Below are 21,475 nucleotides of genomic sequence, written 5' to 3'. Positions count from 1 at the left end.
CTTCTATTTATGATAAAAGAGAGTCGCATTTTTCAAAGAAAGCAGAAGTTTCTTCATTTGCACGTATCTCTTTTCCAGGGAAAAACTCTTTTAATGCCTTGATCATCGTTTTTCCAATTCCTTGGTGCCGATGCGAAGGATTCACAGAAATATGTTGAATTTCTAGCATGTCCTCTGACACTGCCGTTACCCCAATTAAACCAATAATATCTTCTTCTTTCCAAAGAAACAATTGCCAATCTTCTGATTGGTCATACTGCTTCATTGTTTGCTGTAGCTTTTTCAGGTCTTTTTCATTAGGCATAAATGACAGCAAGCCCATCGCAATCTTTTCAAAAGCTTTTTTGTAGCGAATTAACATAAGTGATCCCTCATCATATCCTGAGCTTTTAAGGAGTTAAATTTCTTTTAAATACATTTGTATTATATGTCAATTATTTCTTTTTGTTTCAATGTATATTCCTCAATACGATATTATCATACAAGATTCTATACATTTCTTCAATGTATTTTCAGATTCAACAACTTTTGTATCATAAAGTGAGTCTTTTTTCTTTACAGCCCTGGTGATAAGAATAACCAATAATACGCGCCCCAAATGAGCGAAATAAGTAAGATGAAAATAAATAAAAGTGCATTATTTTTTTTCACAAATACCTCCAAAAGATCTATGTACTGTAAAAAGCTGTCACAATCGCGACAGCTCTCTAAATTAGCTTTTTACTCGCTGCACAAATGGCAAATCTTGTTTAACTATATCTTCAAACGTCTCCCTACGAACAACTAAAACCGCTTTTCCATTTTCAACAAATACCACTGGTGGCCTTGGAATACGATTATAGTTATTTGCCATCGAATAACCGTAAGCTCCGGTACAGAAAACCGCTAGAATATCGTCACTGTCCGTCTTCGGTAATGGTAAATCCCAAATAAGCATATCTCCCGATTCACAGCATTTCCCTGCAATAGAAACTGTCTCTTCGACTGGCTGAAGTGGTTTGTTCGCTAAGATCGCTTCATATTTCGCCTCATACAATGCTGGACGAATATTATCACTCATTCCACCATCTACGGCTAAATATTTACGAACATTGGGAACATCCTTCTTTGACCCAATTTTATAAAGTGTAGTGCCCGCATCACCAACCAGGGAACGACCTGGTTCAATCCAGATTTCAGGCATAGTCATTGAGAACTCCAATGCCTGCTCCTTTACTTCTTCTATAATTTCTTTTACATATTGCGAAGCTGGAATTGGCTCATCTTCACTTGTATAACGAATACCGAAGCCACCACCTAAATTAAGTACCTTTGATTCAAAAGAAAACATTTCTTTCCACTCATGGAGCTTAGAAAATATTTTTCTTGCTGCTAATAAAAATCCAGTTGTTTCAAATATTTGTGAACCGATATGACAATGCACTCCAAGTAGGTCTAAGTACTCAGATTCCATTGCCTTTTGCAGCGCTTCTGCCGCTTGTCCATTTTGTAGGTCAAAACCAAATTTCGAGTCTTCCTGGCCCGTTAGAATATAGTCATGTGTATGAGCTTCAATCCCTGGTGTGACTCGAAGCAAAATAGAAACAGATTGCTTTCTCTCCGCACAGATGGTATCTAATAGTTCTAATTCATAAAAGTTATCAACAACAATACAGCCGATTTGATAGTTTAATGCCATTTCAAGTTCTTCACGACTTTTGTTGTTTCCATGAAAATGAATTCGCTCCACAGGGAATTCAGCTGCTATAGCTGTATAAAGCTCTCCCCCGGAAACAACGTCCAACGAAAGCCCCTCTTCCTCTGCGAGTTGGATCATTGCAATCGTGGAAAATGCTTTACTAGCGTAGGCAACTTGAGCTTTTATACCTAGTTGGTCAAAGGTTTGTTTGAAACCTCTTGCCCGCTCACGAATCAATGACACATCATAAACATATACAGGTGTTCCGAACTCTTTTACGAGGTCTGTCGTATCGACACCACCAATTTCTAAGTGGCCTCTCTCATTTATCTTTGATGAACCATGAAAAAACATTTCTTCCCCTCACTTCTATGGATACACAAATAGACAGCTATGCTGTCTATTTGTTGATTAAACTAGTTTGAAATTAAACATTACTTTACCATAGATATAGTAAATTCGCAATATTCCCATTTAATTCCCGTTTGTTTTTTGTCTGTAACGATCTCTAGGTTGAACAATGCTTGGTCTAAGCTTTGTCCCTGGAACCGACCTGCGGAAAAGTACTTCAAGAAAGGCTTTAGGATGAAACGGCAAAAACGGCCACATATATGGACTGTTCAACGATCGAATACTTGTTAAGTATAAAATATAAGCCGTTACCCCTATTACAAAACCTGGTAGTTTAAAAATCGCTACAACAATTAATAAGAAAAGCTTCATAAGATTATTTGCAATTCCAAGTTCATAACTTGGAGTGGTAAAAGTTCCAACCGCCGAAACCGCTACGTACAGAATCACTTCTGGTACAAATAAGCCCACATCAATGGCAATTTGACCAATAAGTACGGCGGCAACTAAGCCCATTGAGGTTGCCAATGGAGTTGGGGTATGAATAGCCGCCAGTCGTAAAAACAAGATTCCGAAATCGGCCAAAAACAATTGAACTACTGTTGGTATATTTGTTGATTTGTTAGGACCGATAAATTTAAGAGCTTTAGGTAGTAACTCAGGCTCTAAGACAAATAAAAACCATAACGGGAGTAAAAACAGGGATGCTAAAACACCAAACAAGCGCGTCCAACGTACGACTGTACCAACGAGTGCTGATTCACGATACTCTTCTGCATGATGTAAATGATGAAAATATGTAGTAGGCGTGATAATAACACTTGGTGATGTATCCACGTAAATTAAGACATGTCCTTCTAAAATATGTGTGGCTGCAATATCGGCTCTTTCAGTATATCTTACTAAAGGATACGGGTTATACCCTTGCTTTACGAGGAATTCTTCGACTGCTTTATCTGCCATTGTTAATCCATCAATCTCAATGGATTCGAGTTCTTTTCTAATAATATTCACAAGATCAGGATTGGCAACATCCTTTAGGTAACCAATCGCAATGTCTGTTTTTGATCTCTCGCCAACCGTTAGCTTTTCAAAGCGCAATCTTCCGTCTTTTATTCTTCTTCTTGTTAGCGCAGTGTTCACGATAAAGTTCTCTACAAAGCCATCTCGAGATCCTCTTATTACCTTCTCTGTATCAGGTTCTTGAGGAGTTCTACCTGGGTACGCTCTTACATCCACTACTAATGCTTCTGAATACCCCTCAACAACAATAACAAGAGTTCCTGTTAAAACTTGGTCTACTATTTCACCTATTGTTTTAATTTTAGATACAGATTGATGAACTAAGCGATTTTCGATTAAGGCTAAATAATCGGAAGTGGTTTTCTCATGGTCATTGATTCTTACAATTTCCTCCGTGTTTTGAATGACCACGTTTGTATCAACTAGACCATTTAAATAATACAAATGTACATCCTTTTTCAATACCTTAAACTTTCTGACTCCAATATCAAACGTTTCCTCTAATCCAACATGCTCCTTCATATAATTTTCAAGTTCGTCAAGAGAAGGAATCGGTAGGGGATTAATTGGTGTCTTAGTCATAGAATCCACTCCTTTCTAGGATGATTTGTACTGCTTTATGTGTAATGGGAGCACCTATTTTAACATCGTCATTCCTAGCCATTTTTCCTATATCGCCTATCCCAACTACTACAGGTGCATGAAGCTCATCTACACAATATACGGTGTCTCCATTCATTCTTCCAAGTTCTAAATCTGCTTCACCAAATTTATCTACCCCATAAGGAGTGAGTTCACCGTATCGGTCTACACAAACATCAATTTTTGTCCACTCGGCTTTTCTTGTTTTAGCTGCAACTGCTAATACACCAAGAACTTCAATATCTTTATGTGTTGCCACATACCTCATTGCCTGTTCTCCAGCCCCTTCTCCTACATATCCACTATCATCAAACATGACAAGAACCGGATCATTGGATGCCTTCTTTATGAGCTTAACCATTTCCTCCCCTGAAATCGTCGTCGGGTTTCCATGCGACATAGAAATACATCTTCCACCAATTTCCTTCGCAACATGTTCGACTGCTTTTCTTGCGTATTCATCTCCGTCTGTTACAAGAATCACGCGGCGCCGTCTATCCATAGGAAATGTTCCTTTCTTAACTTATTTACTCATTTACGAAGTACATCCAATGAAACAGGGAACCGAAAATTTTTCCGAACACAAAGGCCATCATCAAGATCATAATTTTGTCCTCTATTCTTACTCTTTTTGCCAGGATCGGAAAAACATTTAATACCTCGGTTAAGGCAGCTGCAAGTAAACCAACAAATACTCCTCCAGCAAGGCCTAACGGAATTAGTATAATCGAAGGTAAAAAGAGAGCAGGTTCTCTTAAAGAGGCTATTGTACCAGCAATTGCACCGAAAACGACAGACCATTCATACCAATGAATCATCTTCATCGTTTTTGATAATTGAGTAAGCCTTGGAATAATCCCTAATACGGTGAGGAAAGCCACAAACCCTGAACCAACTGCAATCCCTCCTGCAAGACCAATAAAAATGATAAATACGATATTAATGATCATGATGAATTCGTTTCATACTTTCTTCATTTTCATTAATGATTACATAGCGGTCCAGGTCTTGCTGGTAGTTGAACATTTCAACTTCTAGCGGACTAGGTTCTTCATTTAGTCGTTTTTTAAATACATGGTTAAAAAATAAAATCATACCTAAGCCTAGACCTATTGAATAAGGGATCTGCAATACAAGTGGTTTTACATTTTCCTTGCCAGTAATAATCTTATATATCCGCTGATGGACCGCTTGCATACTAACATCCTCATGGAAATTCATAATGGCAAGTGCTGCACCAAAAAACAACAGGAGCCAAATGAGAATAAAAAGAGGAATTGATACCCCGATTTTTTTGTACACTACCTCCACTATCGTTTGTGTTTGACCAATAATTTCAATATTTATATGTTCAACCACATTTGTTAAAATTGGTATTACTTTCATCACATCCAAAATAATAATATTTTGGTCTTTCTCTGACACCGTATACACAATACAATCTTTTACCTTTTCTAACAGTGAATCTTCAGCGATTATTTGCGCAACATCCTGAAGTTTTATGGAATCGTGAGGTCGAACTTGGAGACGATGTCGCATTCGGATGTAAATCGTATTTTCCACAACGTTCACTCCCACACAGTGATTTCCTCGTATAAATAGTATGCTATGGATTGTTTCCCTTCATGTTCACCAATAAGTGGTTTGAATGGGGCAAATATCCAATTAAAACAAAAAGATCGAACGGATTATAAATCCATTCGATCTTTCATTTGTTGTAATATCTTTTTTTCCAGTCTGGATACTTGAACTTGCGATATCCCTAGTCGTTCTGCCACCTCTGACTGTGTTTGGTCCTTGTAATAACGTAAATAAACAATCAGCCTCTCACGTTCATCTAGCTCTCGAATTGCTTCTTTTAATGCAATTTTATCAAACCATTTCCCTTCATTCCCATCATCGATTTGGTCGAGTAAGGTAATCGGATCTCCATCATTTTCATACACGGTTTCGTGAATAGAAGATGGTTGCCGGCTTGCTTCTTGAGCTAAAATGATATCTTCCGGAGTCAGATTTAAATGTTCAGCTATTTCAGAAACAGTTGGTATTCTGCCTAGGTTTTTGGACAGTTCGTCCTTCGCTCTTCTTATTTTATTGCCCATTTCTTTTAAGGAACGGCTTACTTTGACAGATCCGTCATCTCGGATGAACCGCTGGATTTCTCCAATGATCATCGGTACTGCGTAGGTTGAAAACTTCACATCATAAGATAAGTCGAATTTATCGACCGATTTCAATAAGCCTATGCATCCAATTTGGAATAAGTCATCTGGTTCATAGCCTCGATTGAGAAAGCGTTGAACAACTGACCAAACAAGACGCATATTTTTTTGCACAATTGTATCTCGAGCTTCTTGATCTCCATCTTGACTTCTCTTGATTAGATCCTTCACTTCATGATCCTTTAAATACGTTTGTTTGCTATCAGTCTTTACCTCCACATCCATAAGCAATACTCCCTTAATTGCATAGCATTTCGCTCTTTGCTAAATGCTTTCTTAATCGAATTGTGGTACCTATCCCTAGCTCTGAATGAACGTCGATTTCATCCATAAAATTTTCCATAATCGTAAAGCCCATTCCTGACCTTTCTAACTCTGGCTTAGTTGTAAATAAAGGTTGTCTTGCTTCCTCAATATCCAAAATTCCAGAGCCCTCGTCTTTAATCTCCAACTCAATAAAACTATCCTCAATCTTTACTGAGATAAAGACCGTACCTGAAGGATCGTTGTTATAACCATGAATAATGGCATTTGTCACTGCCTCAGAAACGACGGTTTTAATCTCCGTCAATTCATCCATAGTTGGATCTAGCTGAGCCACAAAGGCTGCTACCGTGACACGTGCGAAAGATTCATTTTGACTTAAAGCAGTAAATTGAAGCTGCATTTCATTTTTCATTGTTTACGCTACCCCCAATACTCGAAGAGCAAATTCTTCTGTCGGCTCCAAACGGATAATTTTAAATAAGCCAGACATATCAAAAAGTCTTTGAATAGGAGGTGAAATTGCACAAACAACCATTTCACCATGTTGTTGCTTAATTTGCTTATATCTCCCAAGAATCACACCTAAACCTGAACTATCCATAAAATCCAACTGCTCTAGGTTAAGAATAATATGACGTATATCATGTGTTTCAATGGCTTTGGTTGCTTCTGCACGAAGTACATCTGCAGAATGGTGGTCCAATTCGCCGCTAAGTCGTAACAATAGGACATCGTTCTTTGTTTCCATATCAATGTGTAGACTCACTATCCATAGCCTCCTTATGTGGTATAGTGAGTCTTTTTCGATATTGGAATGATGATTTCCTTCTTACAGACAAAACTAGTGTTCATTCGCTAAAAAAAGTATGAATAAAAAATCATTCGACATATTTATTTGGTCGTTTTTGTGAACATACCAAATGCGCGTTTATAAAGCGTCCACCAATTTGCTTCTTTCACAGATGCTTCCGCTACAAGCGGACTCGACACAAGTGTCTCTCCATTTTTTACGAGCTTTAATGTACCTATGGTCTGTCCTTTTTCAATTGGTGCTTTTAAATCTTTTTCGTAAGTGATTTCCTTCTTTACATCATCCACTTTTTCACCTTTTTTCGTTAACAAGGAAATCGGTTCACTTGTAAGGGCCTCCACTTTGCTCTCACTACCTTTGCTCACCTTAACTTCACCCACTGAAAAACTTCTTTCATACATTGGATGCGTTTGATACTGTGCAAAAGCATAGTCCAGCATCTTCGAAATTTGAGCATTTCGTTCTTTAGAGGTTGGGGCACCAAAGACAACTGCAATCACACGCATTCCATCTTTCTCTGCGGTTGCCGTTAAGCAGTATTTTGCCTCGTTAGTAAAACCAGTTTTTAACCCATCGACTCCAGGATAAAAACGAACGAGACGATTTGTATTAACAAGCCAAAACTTTTTATCACTTTGTTCGCGTAAGTAGGCTTCGTATGTACCTGTAAATTTTGTAATTCCTTCATATTTTAATAGCTCTTTTGCCATAACTGCCATGTCATGAGCTGTACTATAATGTCCATCCTCCGGTAAACCGGTAACATTTTTAAAAACCGTATTTTTCAAGCCTAGTTCTTTAACCTTCGCATTCATCATCTCGACAAAAGCTTCCTCGGAACCTGCAATTCTTTCCGCCATCGCAACGGAAGCGTCATTGGCAGAACCAATCGCTATTCCTTTAAGCATTTCTTCAGTGGTCATTTCTTCCCCAGGCTCTAGGAAAATCTGAGAACCTCCCATGGAAGCTGCGTATTCACTTGTCCGAATACTTTCATCCCATTTTATTTTTCCTAAGTCGATAGCTTCCATAATTAACAGCATCGTCATGATTTTTGTCATACTAGCAGGTGGAAGCATTTCATCACTGTTTTTGTTATAAAGAATTGTTCCAGTATCTCTTTCAATTAATACGGCTGACTTTGCATTATCAACAAGCTCAACACCCGTTGTTTTCTCTTCAGCAAAAGTTGGGGTTGCAATAGATGTTAAAAAAGTAAAAGCCATTAATAATGATAGAATCTTCTTCATAGCACATAGCCCTCCATTCTTTATACATCCATTTTTCACCAAGAAAAGAGAAAATATACAAAAAGAACCAATCAAAGAAAAAAATAAAAAACCTCCCTAATTTTAGGAAGGTTTTACACTTGCTATTCGGTTATTTCTTCATGAACTAGTATGGGTGCTGAGATTTTTTCTTTCGTGATAGTGATGCTATTATAAATCTTTTCTTTAACTTCTTGGACATCCTCAAAATTACTATAAATGGTAACGATGGATTCTCCTACTTGAACTTGATCTCCAATTTTCTTTTTTAATAAAAGGCCAACAGCTAGATCGATTTCTGATTCCTTTGTCGCTCTACCAGCTCCTAAAAGCATGGCAGCTGTTCCAATTTCATCTGCAATAATTTCTGCAATATAGCCTTCTTCCTTCGCTTCTACTTCTATCTTAAAGCTGGCTTGTGGCAGTCTTGATGGATCGTCAACAACAGAATCATCGCCTCCTTGAGAACGAAGGAAAACTTTCAATGTTTCAAGTGCTGAACCATCCTTTATGGCATTCCTCAGCATTTGACGTGCCTCTTCTACATTTGTAGCTTTTTCTGCTAACAGGACCATATGGCTACCAAGAGTTAAACATAGTTCTGTCAAGTCCTCTGGGCCTTCCCCTTTTAACGTATCAATGGCTTCCTTTACTTCTAAAGCATTTCCAATTGCAAATCCTAGAGGCTGGCTCATATCAGAGATGACAGCCATCGTTCTCCGGCCAACATTGTTTCCGATTCGTACCATTGCTTTCGCAAGTTCACGAGAATCCTCAAGAGTTTTCATGAAAGCTCCAGCACCTGTTTTTACGTCTAACACAATCGCATCGGCACCAGCTGCAATTTTTTTACTCATAATAGAGCTAGCAATTAATGGAATACTCTCTACCGTACCTGTTACATCTCTAAGGGCGTAAAGGTTTTTATCAGCTGGTGTTAAGTTCCCACTTTGGCCAATAACCGCTATTTTATTTTGGTTCACTAGACGGACAAACTCTTCATTTTCTAATTCCACATGAAAACCTTCAACCGATTCAAGTTTATCAATGGTTCCACCTGTATGTCCGAGCCCTCTTCCGGACATTTTGGCAACAGGTACGCCTACAGAAGCTACCAATGGGCCTAATACGAGAGTGGTTGTATCTCCCACTCCTCCTGTAGAGTGTTTATCCACCTTGATTCCATGTATCGCAGATAGATCGATTTGGTCTCCTGACTCAACCATAGCCATCGTTAGAGTCGCTCTTTCAGCCTCTGACATACCTTGAAACACGATTGCCATTGTAAGAGCACTCATTTGATAATCAGGAATGCTTCCATCTGTGTATCCTTTTATACAAAATTGAATTTCTTCTGTCGTTAATTCTTTGCCATCACGTTTTTTCTCAATAATATCAACCATTCTCATTTTTCTCACCGCTTTATAAGGAATATTGTTTTCTTTTATGCTCCTATTTCCTTAACCACTGCTTTCACTAATCTTAAAAAGTCATGTTTTACTTTTTCTGTTGTTTCTATTACTTCCTCGTGATTTAACGGCTGGTCTAGTATTCCTGCTGCCATATTGGAAATACAAGAGATGCCTAGAATTTTTAAGTTCGCATGTCTTGCAACAATAACCTCCGGAACAGTTGACATTCCAACTGCGTCGCCACCCATCACACGTAACATACGAACTTCTGCTGGTGTCTCATATGTAGGTCCCGTGTTTCCAACATACACTCCCTCTTGAAGAGTAAGACCTAAGCCATTAGCTACCTGCTTTGCTTTTTCACGTAAATCCCTTGAATAGGCTTCAGACATATCAGGGAAGCGTACGCCTAATCTTGAATCATTTGGTCCGATTAATGGATTCGATCCCATATTATTAATATGATCGGTAATTAACATTAAATCACCAGGATGAAAGGACTCATTTACACCACCTGCTGCATTTGTGACAATTAGTATCTCTACGCCAAGTTCTTTCATTACGCGAACAGGAAATGTCACTTTATCAAAGCTATAACCCTCGTAGTAATGAAATCTCCCTTGCATGGCGACGACCTCAACACCTTCTAACGTCCCAAATACAAGCTGTCCTGCATGTCCTTCAACTGTTGAAACGGGGAAGTCAGGTATTTCATTGTATGGAATTTTTGTAGGCTCAAGAATCTCATCCGCAAGCACACCTAGCCCGGAACCAAGGATCAGTCCAATTTTTGGTGTTTTTTTGTATTTTTTCTTTAAAAAAGAAGCTGAATTATTTATGTTTAACACGTCCATCTTACAAAACTCCTTTAAGATTTAATTTAATTCGTTTAAAAAGCTTTTTCCATACTTTGGCATTTTCACTTGGAAATTCTCTGCTACGGTTGCGCCAATATCTGCAAATGTCTCACGAACCGGCAGTTTTTTTCCACCCTTCATCACAGGTGAATAGACTAGTAAAGGAACGTATTCACGTGTATGGTCTGTTCCAGGGTGAACCGGATCATTTCCGTGATCTGCCGTAATGATTAACAAATCATCTTCTTTTAGTTTTTCAAATACTTCAGGTAAGCGTGCGTCATACTCTTCTAATGCTTTTCCATAGCCAATAGGGTCTCTACGATGACCAAATAATGCATCAAAATCAACTAAATTTAAAAAGCTCAAGCCTGTAAAATCCATATCAAGCGTTTGAACAAGCTTATCCATTCCATCCATATTAGACACCGTACGTAAAGACTCAGTTACTCCTTCGCCGTCGTAAATATCTGATATCTTCCCTATCGCAATCACATCAAACTTGCCATCCTTTAATTCATTCATTACTGTTCTATCGAATGGTTTTAGTGCATAATCATGACGGTTCGCTGTTCTCTTAAAATTCCCTGGTTCTCCTACAAATGGTCTGGCAATAATTCTACCGACCATGTATTTTTCATCCAAGGTTAGCTCTCTAGCTATTTTACAGATTTTATATTGCTCTTCAATCGGAACAATGTCTTCATGTGCCGCAATTTGCAAAACGGAATCAGCAGATGTATAGACAATTAATGCACCTGTCTTCATATGCTCTTCACCCAGTTCATCAAGAATTTCCGTTCCACTGGCAGGCTTATTTCCAATAATTTTTCTTCCCGATTTTTCTTCTAGTTCAGTTAATAATTCATCCGGAAAACCATCCGGGAATACTTTAAACGGGGTGTTAATATTAAGCCCCATGATCTCCCAATGACCTGTCATCGTATCTTTTCCATTAGAAGCTTCTTGCATCTTTGTATAGTAAGCAAGCGGGGACTCCGCTTTTTCAATTCCACCTACTAGCTCAATATTACTAAGGCCAAGCTTTGCCATATTCGGCATATGTAAACCATTCATTCTTTCTGCAATATGACCTAATGTATTTGAACCTTTATCTCCAAATTTCTCGGCATCTCTTGCTTCACCGATCCCAACGGAATCCATCACAATTAAAAAAATCCGTTTATATTGATAAGGCATTCATTTTCCTCCTTAAAATTAACCGTTTACAACTCTCATCAAATAGCTTTCCCAAATATTAATCTGACGGATCAATATCTAACAACGTCAGAAGTCTGACATCTTCATTGTACAAGAAGTTTCATATAAAACACAACGAAAAGCTGCTATCTTTTCATGGCAGCTTTTTGAACATTTATTACTTTCTCTTAATCTATTAGGCTCTTGGGTGGAATTGACTATACACGTCCTTTAAACGTGTTTTCGTTACATGTGTGTATATTTGCGTAGTCGATATATCCAAATGTCCTAGCATTTCCTGAACCGCTCTTAAATCTGCTCCATTCTCGAGAAGATGTGTAGCAAAGGAATGTCTAAGTGTATGAGGAGTTAGTTCCTTCTCAATGCCGGCTTCCTTCGTTAATCCCTTTAAAATCTTCCAGAATCCCTGTCTTGTTAATCTTCTTCCATGATGGTTGACGAACAACGAGTCTTCACGCTGGTTTTTAATGAATTGCGGGCGCCCCTTGTCTAAATACTCTTGAATGGCTGTTGCGGCTGTTCGGCCTAATGGAATAATTCGCTCTTTATTTCCCTTTCCAATACAACGAACAAATCCCATTGTTAAATGGGCATCATCGAGATTCAAACCAATTAGTTCACTTACACGAATTCCTGTTGCATATAAAAGCTCCAGCATCGCTTTATCGCGCAATCCGTAATGGGTATGAAGCTTGGGTACATCTAACAAACTTTCCACCTCTTGCAGATTCAACACCTTTGGAAGTGTTCGTTCAAGCTGAGGTGTTTCAATATGAACAGAAGGATCCTGCTCTGCTACTTTTTCACGTAACAAGAACTGATGAAAAGCCCGTATAGAAGCTATATTTCTCGCAATCGTTCTTGACGATTTTCCCTGTTCTTTTAAATGACCTAAAAAGTGTACAATCTGAATCCGGCCGACATCGTTAATGGATTGAACATTTTCTACTGTCTTTATATATTTTAAGTATGCTTTTAAATCTCGTTCGTATGATACGATCGTATTTTTAGCTAATGCCTTTTCAACTAGCAGAAAATGCATAAAGTCCTTTAACTCATCTTCCATCCAACATTACTCCCCATTTAAGTAAAAAAGAACGATGCGATCAAACCAAGTAGATTTTTCAGCATCTACATTTGCTGACACTTTTACCGCTGTCCCGTTTGGTTCATCGTATCGATGATAATCTTGATACTCTTCATTTACCCACATAATACCATAATAAAAGAGGATTGTGCATCCGGTAAAAAGGATAAATACCTTCAAGGTTTGAAAAACGAGCTGGAACCACGTTTTCATTTCTGATGTCCTCCAAGTCCAAAATAAGGTATTGGCTCTTACTCTTAAAGAACCTACTAATAAAGGGTATGCCAGTTTGGACAAGAATTATACCTTGGTTCCGGATTTCTTCTTAAATACAGGAAGTTTGTGAGGAGTTCTTTTATTAGTATTACTTGATCTAGTTTCTGATTTGGACTTCGGATTCGTTTGCGTGGGTGTTTCTGTCCGAATCAACTATTCATTTGGACTCGGGATTCGTTTACGTCGGAGTCCCTGTCCGAATCAGGCACTAATTCGGACTCTAAAATCGATTGCATGGGAGTTTATGTCCGAATCAGCTATTCATTCGGACTCGGGATTCGTTTACGTCGGAGTCCCTGTCCGAATCAGCTATTCATTTGGACTCGATATCCGATTGCATGGGAGTTCCTATCCGAATCAGCTATTCATTTGGACTCGGGATTCGTTTACGTCGGAGTCCCTGTCCGAATCAGGCACTAATTCGGACTCTAAAATCGATTGCATGGGAGTTCCTGTCTGAATCAGTCGCTTATTCAGACTCGGGATTCGTTTACGTGGGTGTTTCTGTCCGAATCAGCTATTCATTCGGACTCTAGAATCGATTGCACGGGAGTTTATGTCCGAATCAGCTATTCATTGGGACTCGATATCCCATTCAATCAAACCTATCAAAAAAGCAAAAATAAAAAACCTTTCCTATTTGAAAAGGTTTTGCTGGTTTTGTTATTCTTCCTCTACTTTGTCATGACAGCGGTGGCATATACCATGAAAGGTTAAACGGTGGTCCTTAATTTTAAAGTTCCAGCGGCGCTCTACCGTCTCTTCCACATCTTCAAGTAGATCTTCTTGTATTTCGTCAACTGCTCCACATTCAATACATACTAAATGGTGATGAAAGTGTGCTGCGCCTTCTTGTCTTAGGTCGTACCTTGAGACTCCATCTCCAAAGTTTATTTTATCAACAATTTTCAATTCTGTAAGTAATTCTAGAGTTCGATAAACAGTTGCCAATCCAATCTCAGGCGATTTTTCTTTTACAAGGAGGTATACATCTTCCGCACTTAAATGATCCTCTTCATGCTCTAATAACACTCGAACGGTTGCTTCGCGCTGAGGTGTTAACTTGTAACTGGACGAATGTAACTGCTTTTTAATTCTATCAATTCGATTTTCCATCACGAAAGTCCTCCCTCGCCACTGTCAATAACCATTATAACAGATGGAAATAGACTTTCAAAATAAAATAATTACAAATAAACGAAAATAACTATTATCATATAAAAATTATTATCATTAAGAATGAATCGATTCAACAATTGATTTCATTAATAATGGTGATATATATGCTTCAATGGCAGCAGCTATGGCAATAAATACGAGAGCTGCTAAAAAGGCTGCAACGTATCCACCTAGCATCGGCATGATTGGCTGGCCCTGTTTTTTCATAAACTGTCTTCGAATCATCTTTAGTGAGAATGCAACTGACAGAGTAGCACCGATTATAAATACTGGGATAATTAATAGATTTTGCGGAAGGACAGATACAAATGATAAAACAAATCCTTCCCATCCCATTTGATTCACTAAAAAACCAACCGTAAACCCAATAACCATTCCTTTCATAAACAAAAGTATAAGTGTAATCGGTAAACCGATAATGGATACACCTAATACCCACATAAGCCCCACAAACTTACTGTTATGAAAAAAGCTTTGGTAAAACAAATCTTTTGAGGCCGCTACTTTTCCGTCTGATACTTGTCCGAAAAATTGTGACAAATAATAAAATAGGTCTTCCTTCTGGGTAAAGCTTAAGCTATTGACGATAATCGCTCCAAAGATGACTCCCATTAGAAATAACACCACGACAAATAAATAAATCGAGGAGTGCTCGCGGAAATGCATTGCTACGACGTTTTGGTATTTTCTTTTCTTCAATTGCCTTTCCTCCCCTTACAACTCAGTTAGTAAAATGTATGCGAACTCTAGTAAAGGTATGACTAGATAGATTCCTAAAACTGTTAAAAATCCTCTTGTCCTAACCATAACTAACCAGTTATAATACTCAAAATCTCTATTTTCAGGAGGAATATTGAATGAAACCTATATTAATAGATTTTCCAGAAAAAATAGAATCAGAGCGTCTTTATATTCGACCTTGTATGCCTGGAGACGGTCATCTTGTGTATGAAGCCATTCAAGCTTCTCTAAACGAATTACAACAGTGGCTCCCTTTCGCTCATACTAATCAAACACTCGAGGAGGTAGAAGAAGGGGTTAGAAAATCGTATGCACAATTTATATTAAGAGAGGATATTCGCCTTCATATTTTCAGAAAAGAGGATCATCAATTTATTGGTTCTACAGGACTGCACCGAATCAATTGGGAGGCAGGTTGCTTTGAGATCGGTTATTGGTGTGACAGCCGCTTGACAAAAAAGGGGTATATAACTGAATCCACAGCTATTTTAATAAAAACTGTCTTTGAAGATTTGCAAGCGAATCGTGTGGAAATCCGTTGTGATCCGGATAATATCGCTAGTAGAAGCATTCCTGAAAAACTCGGATTTACCCTAGAAGCCACCTTAAAAAATAATAGTAAAAGTGCAGATGGAAAAACACTTAGGGATACCTGTGTTTTTTCAAAGCTTAAATTATAAAAGAGACAGTAACTGCTACTGTCTCTTCTAATCAATTATCTTCCCGTATCTTCCGCCACCGCCTGCATGGAAATGAAGTTCTCCATTTCTTGCTGAAACAATTAATTCTGCCACGCGTTTTGGTACAATCTCATGTAAAGCTTCTTCCGGTACGTGGTGGAGAATGGCCATTTCCGTGCCAAAATGATCTAATAATTTTTGGAAAAGTTTTGGTCCGAGTCCTGGAATGAAGTCTAAAGGAACTTGATGAATATATGGAGGTCGCCCCCTCTTTCCCTCTTTAGAGGTCTGAAGCTCGCGTATTCTTGTTGTGACTCCTTTAATGAATTTTGTATGTCCACAAGCTTCACATGAATGATCGGACAACTGAACTTTTTCATGGCAGTGAGCACATACGGTTTCGTGATACTTTCCAAGCAATGGATCAAGTCCATAATTTGCTTCCACATACTGCCCATCTTGGTTATATAAAGCCTCCTGAAAACTAGTAAAAGACAGCTCTTTCATTTTTATCTGCTGATATTCTCTTGCAATTTTCCCTAATGAGTGTGCATCCGAATTCGTCACATATGAATACCGATGAAGCTCTCCTATTTGGTCTGCCATTTGCGTATTCGCGCTTAATCCAAGCTCAATACCGTCTATTAAGTCTGGGTCAAATACTTCGGTGAGTGACTGTTCTACTCCCTTTCCAAACAGGCTTTTAAAAGGAGTAAATACATGGGCCGGAATAAATAATCCCCCTAGCTCCTTCGCCTTTTTCTGCAACTCAAGTCCCGTGACATAGACACGCTGCGAGCTGAGGTTGATATTTTTCAAATGATTGGAAAGCCATTGTGAAAATTCCTTTAATCGAGCCATGTCAGGCAAAAAGGCTAGTATATGAATGGGTCCCTTGCAGTTATCGTCATAGATTTCAAGTTCAGAACCCATTAGGATAAGCATGTCTCCATACAGTAAACCACCTCTTTTAGCCTCTATTATTTCCCCTTCACTCATCAATGCTTCGATCTCTTGAATGACCTCAGGTGAATGGCAATCGATGATTCCTATGATATCCAATCCTTTAATCGTTCTCGCATGCTGAATAATATTCGTAAACGTTAATGATTTTGACCCCGTTATTTTCACTGCCTTCCCATTCCATGTTCTCCCAATATGGATGTGAAGGTCGGCGAAGTATGAGTTCATTTCTTTAATGCCTCTTGAAGTTGTAAGTATTGAACAGCGTAGGCTGTTTTTGCATCATATATTTTTCTCTCTTCTATGTATTCTAGTGCTTCTTCAAGCGTTAGCTCTACTAATGTAACAAATTCATCCTCGTCAGGTGATGCAGCGTCTTCTTTTTTCTCTAATCCACGTGCCACATATACATGAACAATTTCATCCGCGAACCCAGGTGATGTGTAAAAAGAAATCAACCAGTCTAGGGTTTTGCATACATAACCTGTCTCTTCTTCTAGCTCACGCTTCGCACAAAGGGATGGTTCTTCTCCCTTTTCAAGCTTTCCTGCAGGGATTTCCACTACATCTCTTTCCAAAGCCTTTCTGTATTGCTCAACCATTACCATTTTTCCTTCATCCGTAATCGCAATAACAGCAACTGCTCCTGGGTGTTTAATCAGCTCGCGTTTCGAATGCTTCCCATTTGGTAACTCCACATCGTCTACCTGTAACGAGATGATTTTCCCAGAGAAGATCTTTTCTGATTTTATTGTTTTTTCTTCAAAGGATGAACTCATTTGTCTCCACTCCTGTTCTATAGTCAGCTAGTTTCCTCATACATTTTATCATACCTTAATTTGGAGGAAAGTGATGAAAATATACTTACATGGAAAAGGAATTGTTCTTGTCGGGAAAGCATGGGAAATTCGACACAAACTTCTCCAATATTCTAAAGACTATACTCTTGTAAAAGATTGGGTGGAGGATGAGAGAAAGAAAAAGTAATGCTTGTTCTTCGCATCAATGGAAAATTTTCTGTAAAATAATGAGCAGAAGGTAAACTATTTTATAGAAGAAGGTGCGTAATCGCATGGAAAAGAGGCGTCTCGGTAAGTCGGATTTGTATGTAACAGAGCTAGGACTTGGATGCATGACGCTTGGAACAGATGCACTTGCAGCAGAACGAATCATCAACGCCGCTCTTGAAGAAGGAGTCAATTATTTTGATACGGCAGACTTATACGATTTTGGTGTGAATGAATCAATTGTCGGACAAGCTTTGAAGCCTGTTCGAGAGCAGGTAATTATTGCAACAAAGGTCGGCAATCGTTGGAACAACAATCAGGATGGTTGGAGCTGGGATCCGAGTAAAACGTATATTAAGGAAGCGGTTAAAGACAGTCTTACTAGACTTGGAACTGATTATATTGATTTATATCAACTTCATGGCGGAACTTTGGATGATCCGATTGATGAAACCATTGAGGCATTTGAAGAGCTGGTTAGTGAAGGGTTTATTAAATATTACGGCATCTCCTCGATCCGACCAAATGTGATTCGGGAATATGCTAGTAAATCGAATATCTCATCCGTGATGATGCAGTACAGTATCCTTGATCGCCGTCCGGAAGAGGAAGCTCTAAGTGTTCTTCGTGAGAATGATATTTCAGTTGTGGCACGAGGACCTGTTGCAAAGGGTTTATTAAGCGATGTTGGTGTAAACAAAATCACGGAAAAGGGGTTTATGGATTATTCAGAGGAAGAGGTATGCTCTCTCTTATTAGAATTGAAAAACCATTTTGGGGATCGATCTTTAACTGAAGTTGCTTTACGATACGTTCTTCATAACCCGACGATTGCGAGTGTTGTTGCTGGTGCAAGCTCAGTGGAACAAGTGAAAAACAATGCAAATGCAGTTCGTTCTCAATCCTTATCAAAAGAAGAGGTTTCTTTTATTAAGGAAGTGTCAAAAGTGAGTGTGTATGGCCAGCATCGGTAATCTGAAAATGCACGTCTAACAATGGAAGGTCCTTCATCACAAAGATGAAGGACCAACATGTGCAATCACTTAAACTTTTTCCAATCAAACTCACTTTCATTTAGGAGCTCTTCGAATGTTTTGTTTTTTTCTTTTAGGCGACGTTCTTCTCTTTTTCTTTCCTCTTCCGCTTCCTTTATAGCTTGAGCTTCTTCCTCAAGTTCATTTTTAGTATTCTTTAATTGTTTGACTAGCTCCACATTCAATAGGTCACCAAGAGTAACTGGCTTGTCTTCGACTTTCTTTTGAGCCGGGCGAGTTTGTTTTTTCTTTTTCATTCAAAATCCCTCTCTACATGTTGATGACGAATATTATATCAAATGTTCGGTCATCGTTCTATCCATCACTCAAAACCATCTAACCGGACCTTATCATCAATTAATAGCTCAGGTTCGGTGGATGCAACCACATCCTCTACCGTATAGCCCTTTGCCACTTCCACAAGCTTTAACCCATTAGAAGTTACATCAATAACAGCTCTGTCAGTAATAATTCGGTCCACTACTCCTTGCCCCGTTAAAGGCAAACTACAATTTTTAAGGATTTTTGCGTCACCTTTTTTATTTGTATGCTCCATGATGACGATGATTTTTCTCGCTCCATGAACAAGGTCCATAGCTCCACCCATGCCTTTAATCATTTTTCCTGGGATCATCCAGTTCGCCAAATCTCCCGTCTCAGAGACTTCCATCCCTCCAAGGATAGCAATGTCTACATGACCTCCACGAATCATTGCAAATGACTCTGCACTGTCAAAATAAGCTGCACCTGGTATGGCTGTTACCGTTTCTTTCCCCGCATTAATTAAATCGGCGTCCACTTCCTCTTCCTTAGGAAAAGGGCCGATCCCGAGGAGTCCATTTTCAGATTGCAAAACCACTTCTTTATCTTTTGAAATAAAATTTGCCACAAGAGTCGGCATGCCTATGCCTAAGTTAACGTAGTAGCCGCTTTCAATTTCCTTTTCTGCTCTTTTGGCTATTCTCTCCCGAATATTTGTCATTTCCCCACTCCCTTTCTACCCTTGAACGGTTAGCCTTTCAATCCTTTTCTCCTGCTTCCCCTCAATCAGTCGTTGTACATAAATGCTTGGTGTATGAATTTCATTTGGATTTAATTCACCTGTTTCGTATAAATGCTCAACCTCTGCAATGGTTACTTTCCCCGCCGCGGCAATCATTGGGTTAAAATTACGTGCCGTCTTTTGATAAATGAGATTTCCCATCTTATCTGCCTTCCATGCTCGAACTAAACTAAAGTCAGCATGGAGGGCCTCCTCTAGTAAATATTCTTTTCCATTAAACACTCTTGTCTCTTTCCCATCAGCAATGGGAGTGCCCACTCCAGCAGGCGTATAAAAGGCAGGAATACCTGCTCCACCGGCTCGAATCTTTTCAGCAAGCGTCCCTTGTGGAGTCAATTCCACTTCAAGTTCCCCTGACAATACTTGTCTTTCAAACTCTTTATTTTCACCCACATAGGATCCAATCATTTTTCTAATTTGCTTATTTTTTAGTAACAGTCCTAAACCCCATTCATCCACTCCACAGTTATTAGAAATGACCGTCAAGTCAGTGACTTTCTTTTCAACGAGAGCTAAAATTAAATTCTCTGGAATTCCACAAAGTCCAAAACCCCCTACCATCAGAGTTGCACCATCATGAATATCCTTTACCGCCTCCAAATAAGACGTATAAATTGGTTTCACATCATTCACCCCTTCTCTTTATGTAAACGCTACCACTTGTTATATTTCTAGCGGAAACAGAAAAACCCTTCTATTTCGAGAAAATTTCTATTATTCTTGCATATTTAAAATCAATCACTCTACAATTAACGTATGAAGGGGTGAATAAAACATGACGATTGTTTTACCTAAGAAAGCCACAATTATTGAAGTCGGTCCTCGTGATGGCCTTCAAAATGTAAGCGTTTTTATACCAACTGAGGCAAAGCTTCAGTTTATTGACCAATTAAAGAAATCGGGTATTAAAGAAATGGAGATCACCTCCTTTGTCTCACCAAAATGGGTTCCACAAATGCAAGATGCCGAGGATATTGTCTGGCACTCCCTAGATCCTAACACCCGGACTATTGTTCTAACTCCTAATCGTTCGGGTATTCAGCGCGCTCGCTTGTCCAATTGCCAAGAAATTGCTCTGTTCGTTGGAGTAAGCAACCCGTTTAACCAAAAGAATATTAATCGAACAACGGCTCAGGCAATGGAAGAGCTTCTCCCACTTATAAAAGAGCTAAAAGCGCAAGGTGTTTTTGTACGAGCATGCATTTCAACCGCTTTTTACTGCCCGTTTGAAGGCCGAGTCGAAGAAAAAGAAACGATTCAATTATGCGAGCAATTTGTTCAAGCAGGGGTGGATGAATTAAGTGTTGCAGACACCATCGGGATGGCTGCACCACACGAATCGTATTCTTTGTTTTCAAAGCTTACTAATCTCTTTGCTACTACACTTATTACAGCCCATTTTCATGACACTCGCGGAATGGCACTTGCCAATATATTTGCCGCTCTACAAGCAGGGGTTACCCGCTATGATACTTCCGCCGGGGGAATTGGTGGTTGTCCATTTGCCCCTGGCGCCTCTGGAAATGTCGCGACTGAAGATGTTGTATTCATGCTAGAGCGAATGGGAATCCAAACGGGTATACAATTGCCTCAATTGGCACAAGCCATTGAGATCATTGCTCCTTATCTTCCTGTCCCTATTACAAGCTCTTACTATACGCTTCAGCAAAAAGCTTAGATACACTTCTAAGCT

26 protein-coding genes are annotated in these 21,475 nt (G+C 39.0%); 4 read left to right on the top strand and 22 right to left on the bottom strand.

Going from position 1 to position 21,475, the window contains the following annotated elements; genetic code table 11:
* Nucleotides 1–7: 7 nt before the first annotated feature.
* The 17 genes from ACQ5H4_RS00225 to spoIIM form a co-directional block, all read right to left on the bottom strand.
* The gene (locus tag ACQ5H4_RS00225; RefSeq protein WP_430772956.1) at nt 8–361 is read right to left on the bottom strand and encodes a GNAT family N-acetyltransferase; all 354 of its coding nucleotides are present in this window, start codon (nt 359–361) and stop codon (nt 8–10) included.
* A 351-nt stretch (nt 362–712) separates the two neighbouring features.
* Nucleotides 713–2,032 (bottom strand): diaminopimelate decarboxylase, encoded by a 1,320-nt coding sequence (gene lysA, locus ACQ5H4_RS00220; protein WP_430772955.1) that lies wholly within the window; start codon nt 2,030–2,032, stop codon nt 713–715.
* Nucleotides 2,033–2,152: 120 nt separating this feature from the next.
* Nucleotides 2,153–3,634: a spore germination protein gene (locus tag ACQ5H4_RS00215; protein WP_430772954.1), complete on the bottom strand. Its 1,482-nt coding sequence runs from the start codon at nt 3,632–3,634 to the stop codon at nt 2,153–2,155.
* Nucleotides 3,627–4,196: a stage V sporulation protein SpoVABEA gene (gene spoVAEA, locus ACQ5H4_RS00210; RefSeq protein ID WP_430772953.1), complete on the bottom strand. Its 570-nt coding sequence runs from the start codon at nt 4,194–4,196 to the stop codon at nt 3,627–3,629. The genes ACQ5H4_RS00215 and spoVAEA overlap by 8 nt, the downstream gene beginning before the upstream one ends.
* 25 nt (nt 4,197–4,221) lie before the next feature.
* Nucleotides 4,222–4,644 (bottom strand): stage V sporulation protein AB, encoded by a 423-nt coding sequence (locus ACQ5H4_RS00205; protein ID WP_430772951.1) that lies wholly within the window; start codon nt 4,642–4,644, stop codon nt 4,222–4,224.
* Nucleotides 4,634–5,257 carry a stage V sporulation protein AA gene (locus ACQ5H4_RS00200; protein ID WP_430772949.1) on the bottom strand — a complete coding sequence of 208 codons (624 nt, stop codon included), beginning with the start codon at nt 5,255–5,257 and terminating at the stop codon, nt 4,634–4,636. Before ACQ5H4_RS00200 ends, ACQ5H4_RS00205 begins: the two co-directional genes overlap by 11 nt.
* Before the next feature lie 125 nt (nt 5,258–5,382).
* The gene (gene sigF / locus ACQ5H4_RS00195) at nt 5,383–6,141 is read right to left on the bottom strand and encodes an RNA polymerase sporulation sigma factor SigF (RefSeq protein WP_119709002.1); all 759 of its coding nucleotides are present in this window, start codon (nt 6,139–6,141) and stop codon (nt 5,383–5,385) included.
* 13 nt (nt 6,142–6,154) lie between these two features.
* Nucleotides 6,155–6,595, bottom strand: coding sequence for an anti-sigma F factor (gene spoIIAB, locus ACQ5H4_RS00190; protein ID WP_430772948.1), 441 nt, complete (start codon nt 6,593–6,595; stop codon nt 6,155–6,157).
* A gap of 3 nt (nt 6,596–6,598) precedes the next feature.
* Entirely contained in the window at nt 6,599–6,949 is a 351-nt protein-coding gene (gene spoIIAA, locus ACQ5H4_RS00185; protein WP_119709004.1) for an anti-sigma F factor antagonist, read from the bottom strand.
* A 125-nt stretch (nt 6,950–7,074) separates the two neighbouring features.
* Entirely contained in the window at nt 7,075–8,244 is a 1,170-nt protein-coding gene (locus tag ACQ5H4_RS00180) for a D-alanyl-D-alanine carboxypeptidase family protein (RefSeq protein WP_430772946.1), read from the bottom strand.
* 122 nt (nt 8,245–8,366) lie between these two features.
* A complete protein-coding gene (locus ACQ5H4_RS00175; protein WP_430772944.1) occupies nt 8,367–9,671 on the bottom strand; it encodes a pyrimidine-nucleoside phosphorylase in 1,305 nt (434 codons plus the stop codon).
* A 35-nt stretch (nt 9,672–9,706) separates the two neighbouring features.
* Nucleotides 9,707–10,528 carry a purine-nucleoside phosphorylase gene (locus tag ACQ5H4_RS00170; RefSeq protein WP_430772942.1) on the bottom strand — a complete coding sequence of 274 codons (822 nt, stop codon included), beginning with the start codon at nt 10,526–10,528 and terminating at the stop codon, nt 9,707–9,709.
* A 21-nt stretch (nt 10,529–10,549) separates the two neighbouring features.
* Nucleotides 10,550–11,731 carry a phosphopentomutase gene (deoB, locus tag ACQ5H4_RS00165; RefSeq protein WP_430772941.1) on the bottom strand — a complete coding sequence of 394 codons (1,182 nt, stop codon included), beginning with the start codon at nt 11,729–11,731 and terminating at the stop codon, nt 10,550–10,552.
* Between the two features lie 196 nt (nt 11,732–11,927).
* Entirely contained in the window at nt 11,928–12,818 is an 891-nt protein-coding gene (gene xerD, locus ACQ5H4_RS00160) for a site-specific tyrosine recombinase XerD (RefSeq protein ID WP_430772939.1), read from the bottom strand.
* A 6-nt stretch (nt 12,819–12,824) separates the two neighbouring features.
* Nucleotides 12,825–13,052 carry a YqzK family protein gene (locus ACQ5H4_RS00155; RefSeq protein WP_391559503.1) on the bottom strand — a complete coding sequence of 76 codons (228 nt, stop codon included), beginning with the start codon at nt 13,050–13,052 and terminating at the stop codon, nt 12,825–12,827.
* 726 nt (nt 13,053–13,778) lie between these two features.
* Nucleotides 13,779–14,231, bottom strand: a complete 453-nt coding sequence (gene fur / locus ACQ5H4_RS00150) for a ferric iron uptake transcriptional regulator (RefSeq protein WP_430772937.1) — start codon at nt 14,229–14,231, stop codon at nt 13,779–13,781.
* 117 nt (nt 14,232–14,348) lie between these two features.
* Nucleotides 14,349–14,993: a stage II sporulation protein M gene (gene spoIIM, locus ACQ5H4_RS00145; RefSeq protein WP_430772935.1), complete on the bottom strand. Its 645-nt coding sequence runs from the start codon at nt 14,991–14,993 to the stop codon at nt 14,349–14,351.
* Between the two features lie 158 nt (nt 14,994–15,151).
* Between spoIIM and ACQ5H4_RS00140 the strand changes: the two genes are divergently transcribed.
* Nucleotides 15,152–15,715 (top strand): GNAT family N-acetyltransferase, encoded by a 564-nt coding sequence (locus ACQ5H4_RS00140; RefSeq protein WP_430772933.1) that lies wholly within the window; start codon nt 15,152–15,154, stop codon nt 15,713–15,715.
* A 27-nt stretch (nt 15,716–15,742) separates the two neighbouring features.
* Here ACQ5H4_RS00140 and ACQ5H4_RS00135 read toward each other — a convergent pair whose 3' ends face one another.
* The gene (locus ACQ5H4_RS00135) at nt 15,743–16,906 is read right to left on the bottom strand and encodes an endonuclease Q family protein (protein ID WP_430772932.1); all 1,164 of its coding nucleotides are present in this window, start codon (nt 16,904–16,906) and stop codon (nt 15,743–15,745) included.
* A complete protein-coding gene (locus ACQ5H4_RS00130; RefSeq protein ID WP_430772930.1) occupies nt 16,903–17,457 on the bottom strand; it encodes an NUDIX hydrolase in 555 nt (184 codons plus the stop codon). The genes ACQ5H4_RS00135 and ACQ5H4_RS00130 overlap by 4 nt, the downstream gene beginning before the upstream one ends.
* 73 nt (nt 17,458–17,530) lie before the next feature.
* Here ACQ5H4_RS00130 and mciZ point away from each other — a divergent pair, with 73 nt between their 5' ends.
* Complete coding sequence (mciZ, locus tag ACQ5H4_RS00125; protein ID WP_160546505.1) at nt 17,531–17,665, top strand: Z-ring formation inhibitor MciZ; 135 nt, start codon at nt 17,531–17,533, stop codon at nt 17,663–17,665.
* Between the two features lie 85 nt (nt 17,666–17,750).
* On the top strand, nt 17,751–18,659 hold the full coding sequence (locus ACQ5H4_RS00120; protein WP_430772927.1) for an aldo/keto reductase: 909 nt from the start codon (nt 17,751–17,753) through the stop codon (nt 18,657–18,659).
* Between the two features lie 65 nt (nt 18,660–18,724).
* Here ACQ5H4_RS00120 and ACQ5H4_RS00115 read toward each other — a convergent pair whose 3' ends face one another.
* The 3 genes from ACQ5H4_RS00115 to ACQ5H4_RS00105 all read right to left on the bottom strand — a co-directional run bounded on the left by ACQ5H4_RS00115 (nt 18,725) and on the right by ACQ5H4_RS00105 (nt 20,406).
* The gene (locus tag ACQ5H4_RS00115; RefSeq protein WP_430772926.1) at nt 18,725–18,976 is read right to left on the bottom strand and encodes a YqkE family protein; all 252 of its coding nucleotides are present in this window, start codon (nt 18,974–18,976) and stop codon (nt 18,725–18,727) included.
* 65 nt (nt 18,977–19,041) lie between these two features.
* A complete protein-coding gene (locus tag ACQ5H4_RS00110) occupies nt 19,042–19,701 on the bottom strand; it encodes a CoA transferase subunit B (protein ID WP_430772925.1) in 660 nt (219 codons plus the stop codon).
* Nucleotides 19,702–19,716: 15 nt separating this feature from the next.
* Nucleotides 19,717–20,406, bottom strand: a complete 690-nt coding sequence (locus ACQ5H4_RS00105; RefSeq protein WP_430772924.1) for a CoA transferase subunit A — start codon at nt 20,404–20,406, stop codon at nt 19,717–19,719.
* Between the two features lie 151 nt (nt 20,407–20,557).
* Here ACQ5H4_RS00105 and ACQ5H4_RS00100 point away from each other — a divergent pair, with 151 nt between their 5' ends.
* Nucleotides 20,558–21,460: a hydroxymethylglutaryl-CoA lyase gene (locus ACQ5H4_RS00100; RefSeq protein WP_430772923.1), complete on the top strand. Its 903-nt coding sequence runs from the start codon at nt 20,558–20,560 to the stop codon at nt 21,458–21,460.
* The last annotated feature ends 15 nt before the right edge of the window (nt 21,461–21,475 follow it).

The sequence above is a fragment of the Bacillus coreaensis genome, from assembly GCF_050586445.1.
Classification (GTDB): Bacteria; Bacillota; Bacilli; order Bacillales; family Cytobacillaceae; genus Robertmurraya_A; species Robertmurraya_A coreaensis.
This window is presented reverse-complemented; position numbering and strand designations above follow the sequence as displayed.

Bases quoted from the DNA above. Each gene is read 5' to 3' on its own strand.
- spoIIAB (WP_430772948.1), bottom strand. From the start codon at position 6,595: ATGAAAAATGAAATGCAGCTTCAATTTACTGCTTTAAGTCAAAATGAA.
- ACQ5H4_RS00120 (WP_430772927.1), top strand. From the start codon at position 17,751: ATGGAAAAGAGGCGTCTCGGTAAGTCGGATTTGTATGTAACAGAGCTA.
- ACQ5H4_RS00110 (WP_430772925.1), bottom strand. From the start codon at position 19,701: ATGACAAATATTCGGGAGAGAATAGCCAAAAGAGCAGAAAAGGAAATT.
- ACQ5H4_RS00115 (WP_430772926.1), bottom strand. From the start codon at position 18,976: ATGAAAAAGAAAAAACAAACTCGCCCGGCTCAAAAGAAAGTCGAAGAC.
- ACQ5H4_RS00225 (WP_430772956.1), bottom strand. From the start codon at position 361: ATGTTAATTCGCTACAAAAAAGCTTTTGAAAAGATTGCGATGGGCTTG.
- ACQ5H4_RS00205 (WP_430772951.1), bottom strand. From the start codon at position 4,644: ATGATCATTAATATCGTATTTATCATTTTTATTGGTCTTGCAGGAGGG.
- ACQ5H4_RS00135 (WP_430772932.1), bottom strand. From the start codon at position 16,906: ATGAACTCATACTTCGCCGACCTTCACATCCATATTGGGAGAACATGG.
- spoVAEA (WP_430772953.1), bottom strand. From the start codon at position 4,196: ATGGATAGACGGCGCCGCGTGATTCTTGTAACAGACGGAGATGAATAC.
- ACQ5H4_RS00215 (WP_430772954.1), bottom strand. From the start codon at position 3,634: ATGACTAAGACACCAATTAATCCCCTACCGATTCCTTCTCTTGACGAA.
- deoB (WP_430772941.1), bottom strand. From the start codon at position 11,731: ATGCCTTATCAATATAAACGGATTTTTTTAATTGTGATGGATTCCGTT.
- mciZ (WP_160546505.1), top strand. From the start codon at position 17,531: ATGAAAATATACTTACATGGAAAAGGAATTGTTCTTGTCGGGAAAGCA.
- xerD (WP_430772939.1), bottom strand. From the start codon at position 12,818: ATGGAAGATGAGTTAAAGGACTTTATGCATTTTCTGCTAGTTGAAAAG.
- ACQ5H4_RS00170 (WP_430772942.1), bottom strand. From the start codon at position 10,528: ATGGACGTGTTAAACATAAATAATTCAGCTTCTTTTTTAAAGAAAAAA.
- ACQ5H4_RS00130 (WP_430772930.1), bottom strand. From the start codon at position 17,457: ATGAGTTCATCCTTTGAAGAAAAAACAATAAAATCAGAAAAGATCTTC.
- fur (WP_430772937.1), bottom strand. From the start codon at position 14,231: ATGGAAAATCGAATTGATAGAATTAAAAAGCAGTTACATTCGTCCAGT.
- lysA (WP_430772955.1), bottom strand. From the start codon at position 2,032: ATGTTTTTTCATGGTTCATCAAAGATAAATGAGAGAGGCCACTTAGAA.
- ACQ5H4_RS00180 (WP_430772946.1), bottom strand. From the start codon at position 8,244: ATGAAGAAGATTCTATCATTATTAATGGCTTTTACTTTTTTAACATCT.
- sigF (WP_119709002.1), bottom strand. From the start codon at position 6,141: ATGGATGTGGAGGTAAAGACTGATAGCAAACAAACGTATTTAAAGGAT.
- ACQ5H4_RS00155 (WP_391559503.1), bottom strand. From the start codon at position 13,052: ATGAAAACGTGGTTCCAGCTCGTTTTTCAAACCTTGAAGGTATTTATC.
- ACQ5H4_RS00100 (WP_430772923.1), top strand. From the start codon at position 20,558: ATGACGATTGTTTTACCTAAGAAAGCCACAATTATTGAAGTCGGTCCT.
- ACQ5H4_RS00175 (WP_430772944.1), bottom strand. From the start codon at position 9,671: ATGAGAATGGTTGATATTATTGAGAAAAAACGTGATGGCAAAGAATTA.
- ACQ5H4_RS00140 (WP_430772933.1), top strand. From the start codon at position 15,152: ATGAAACCTATATTAATAGATTTTCCAGAAAAAATAGAATCAGAGCGT.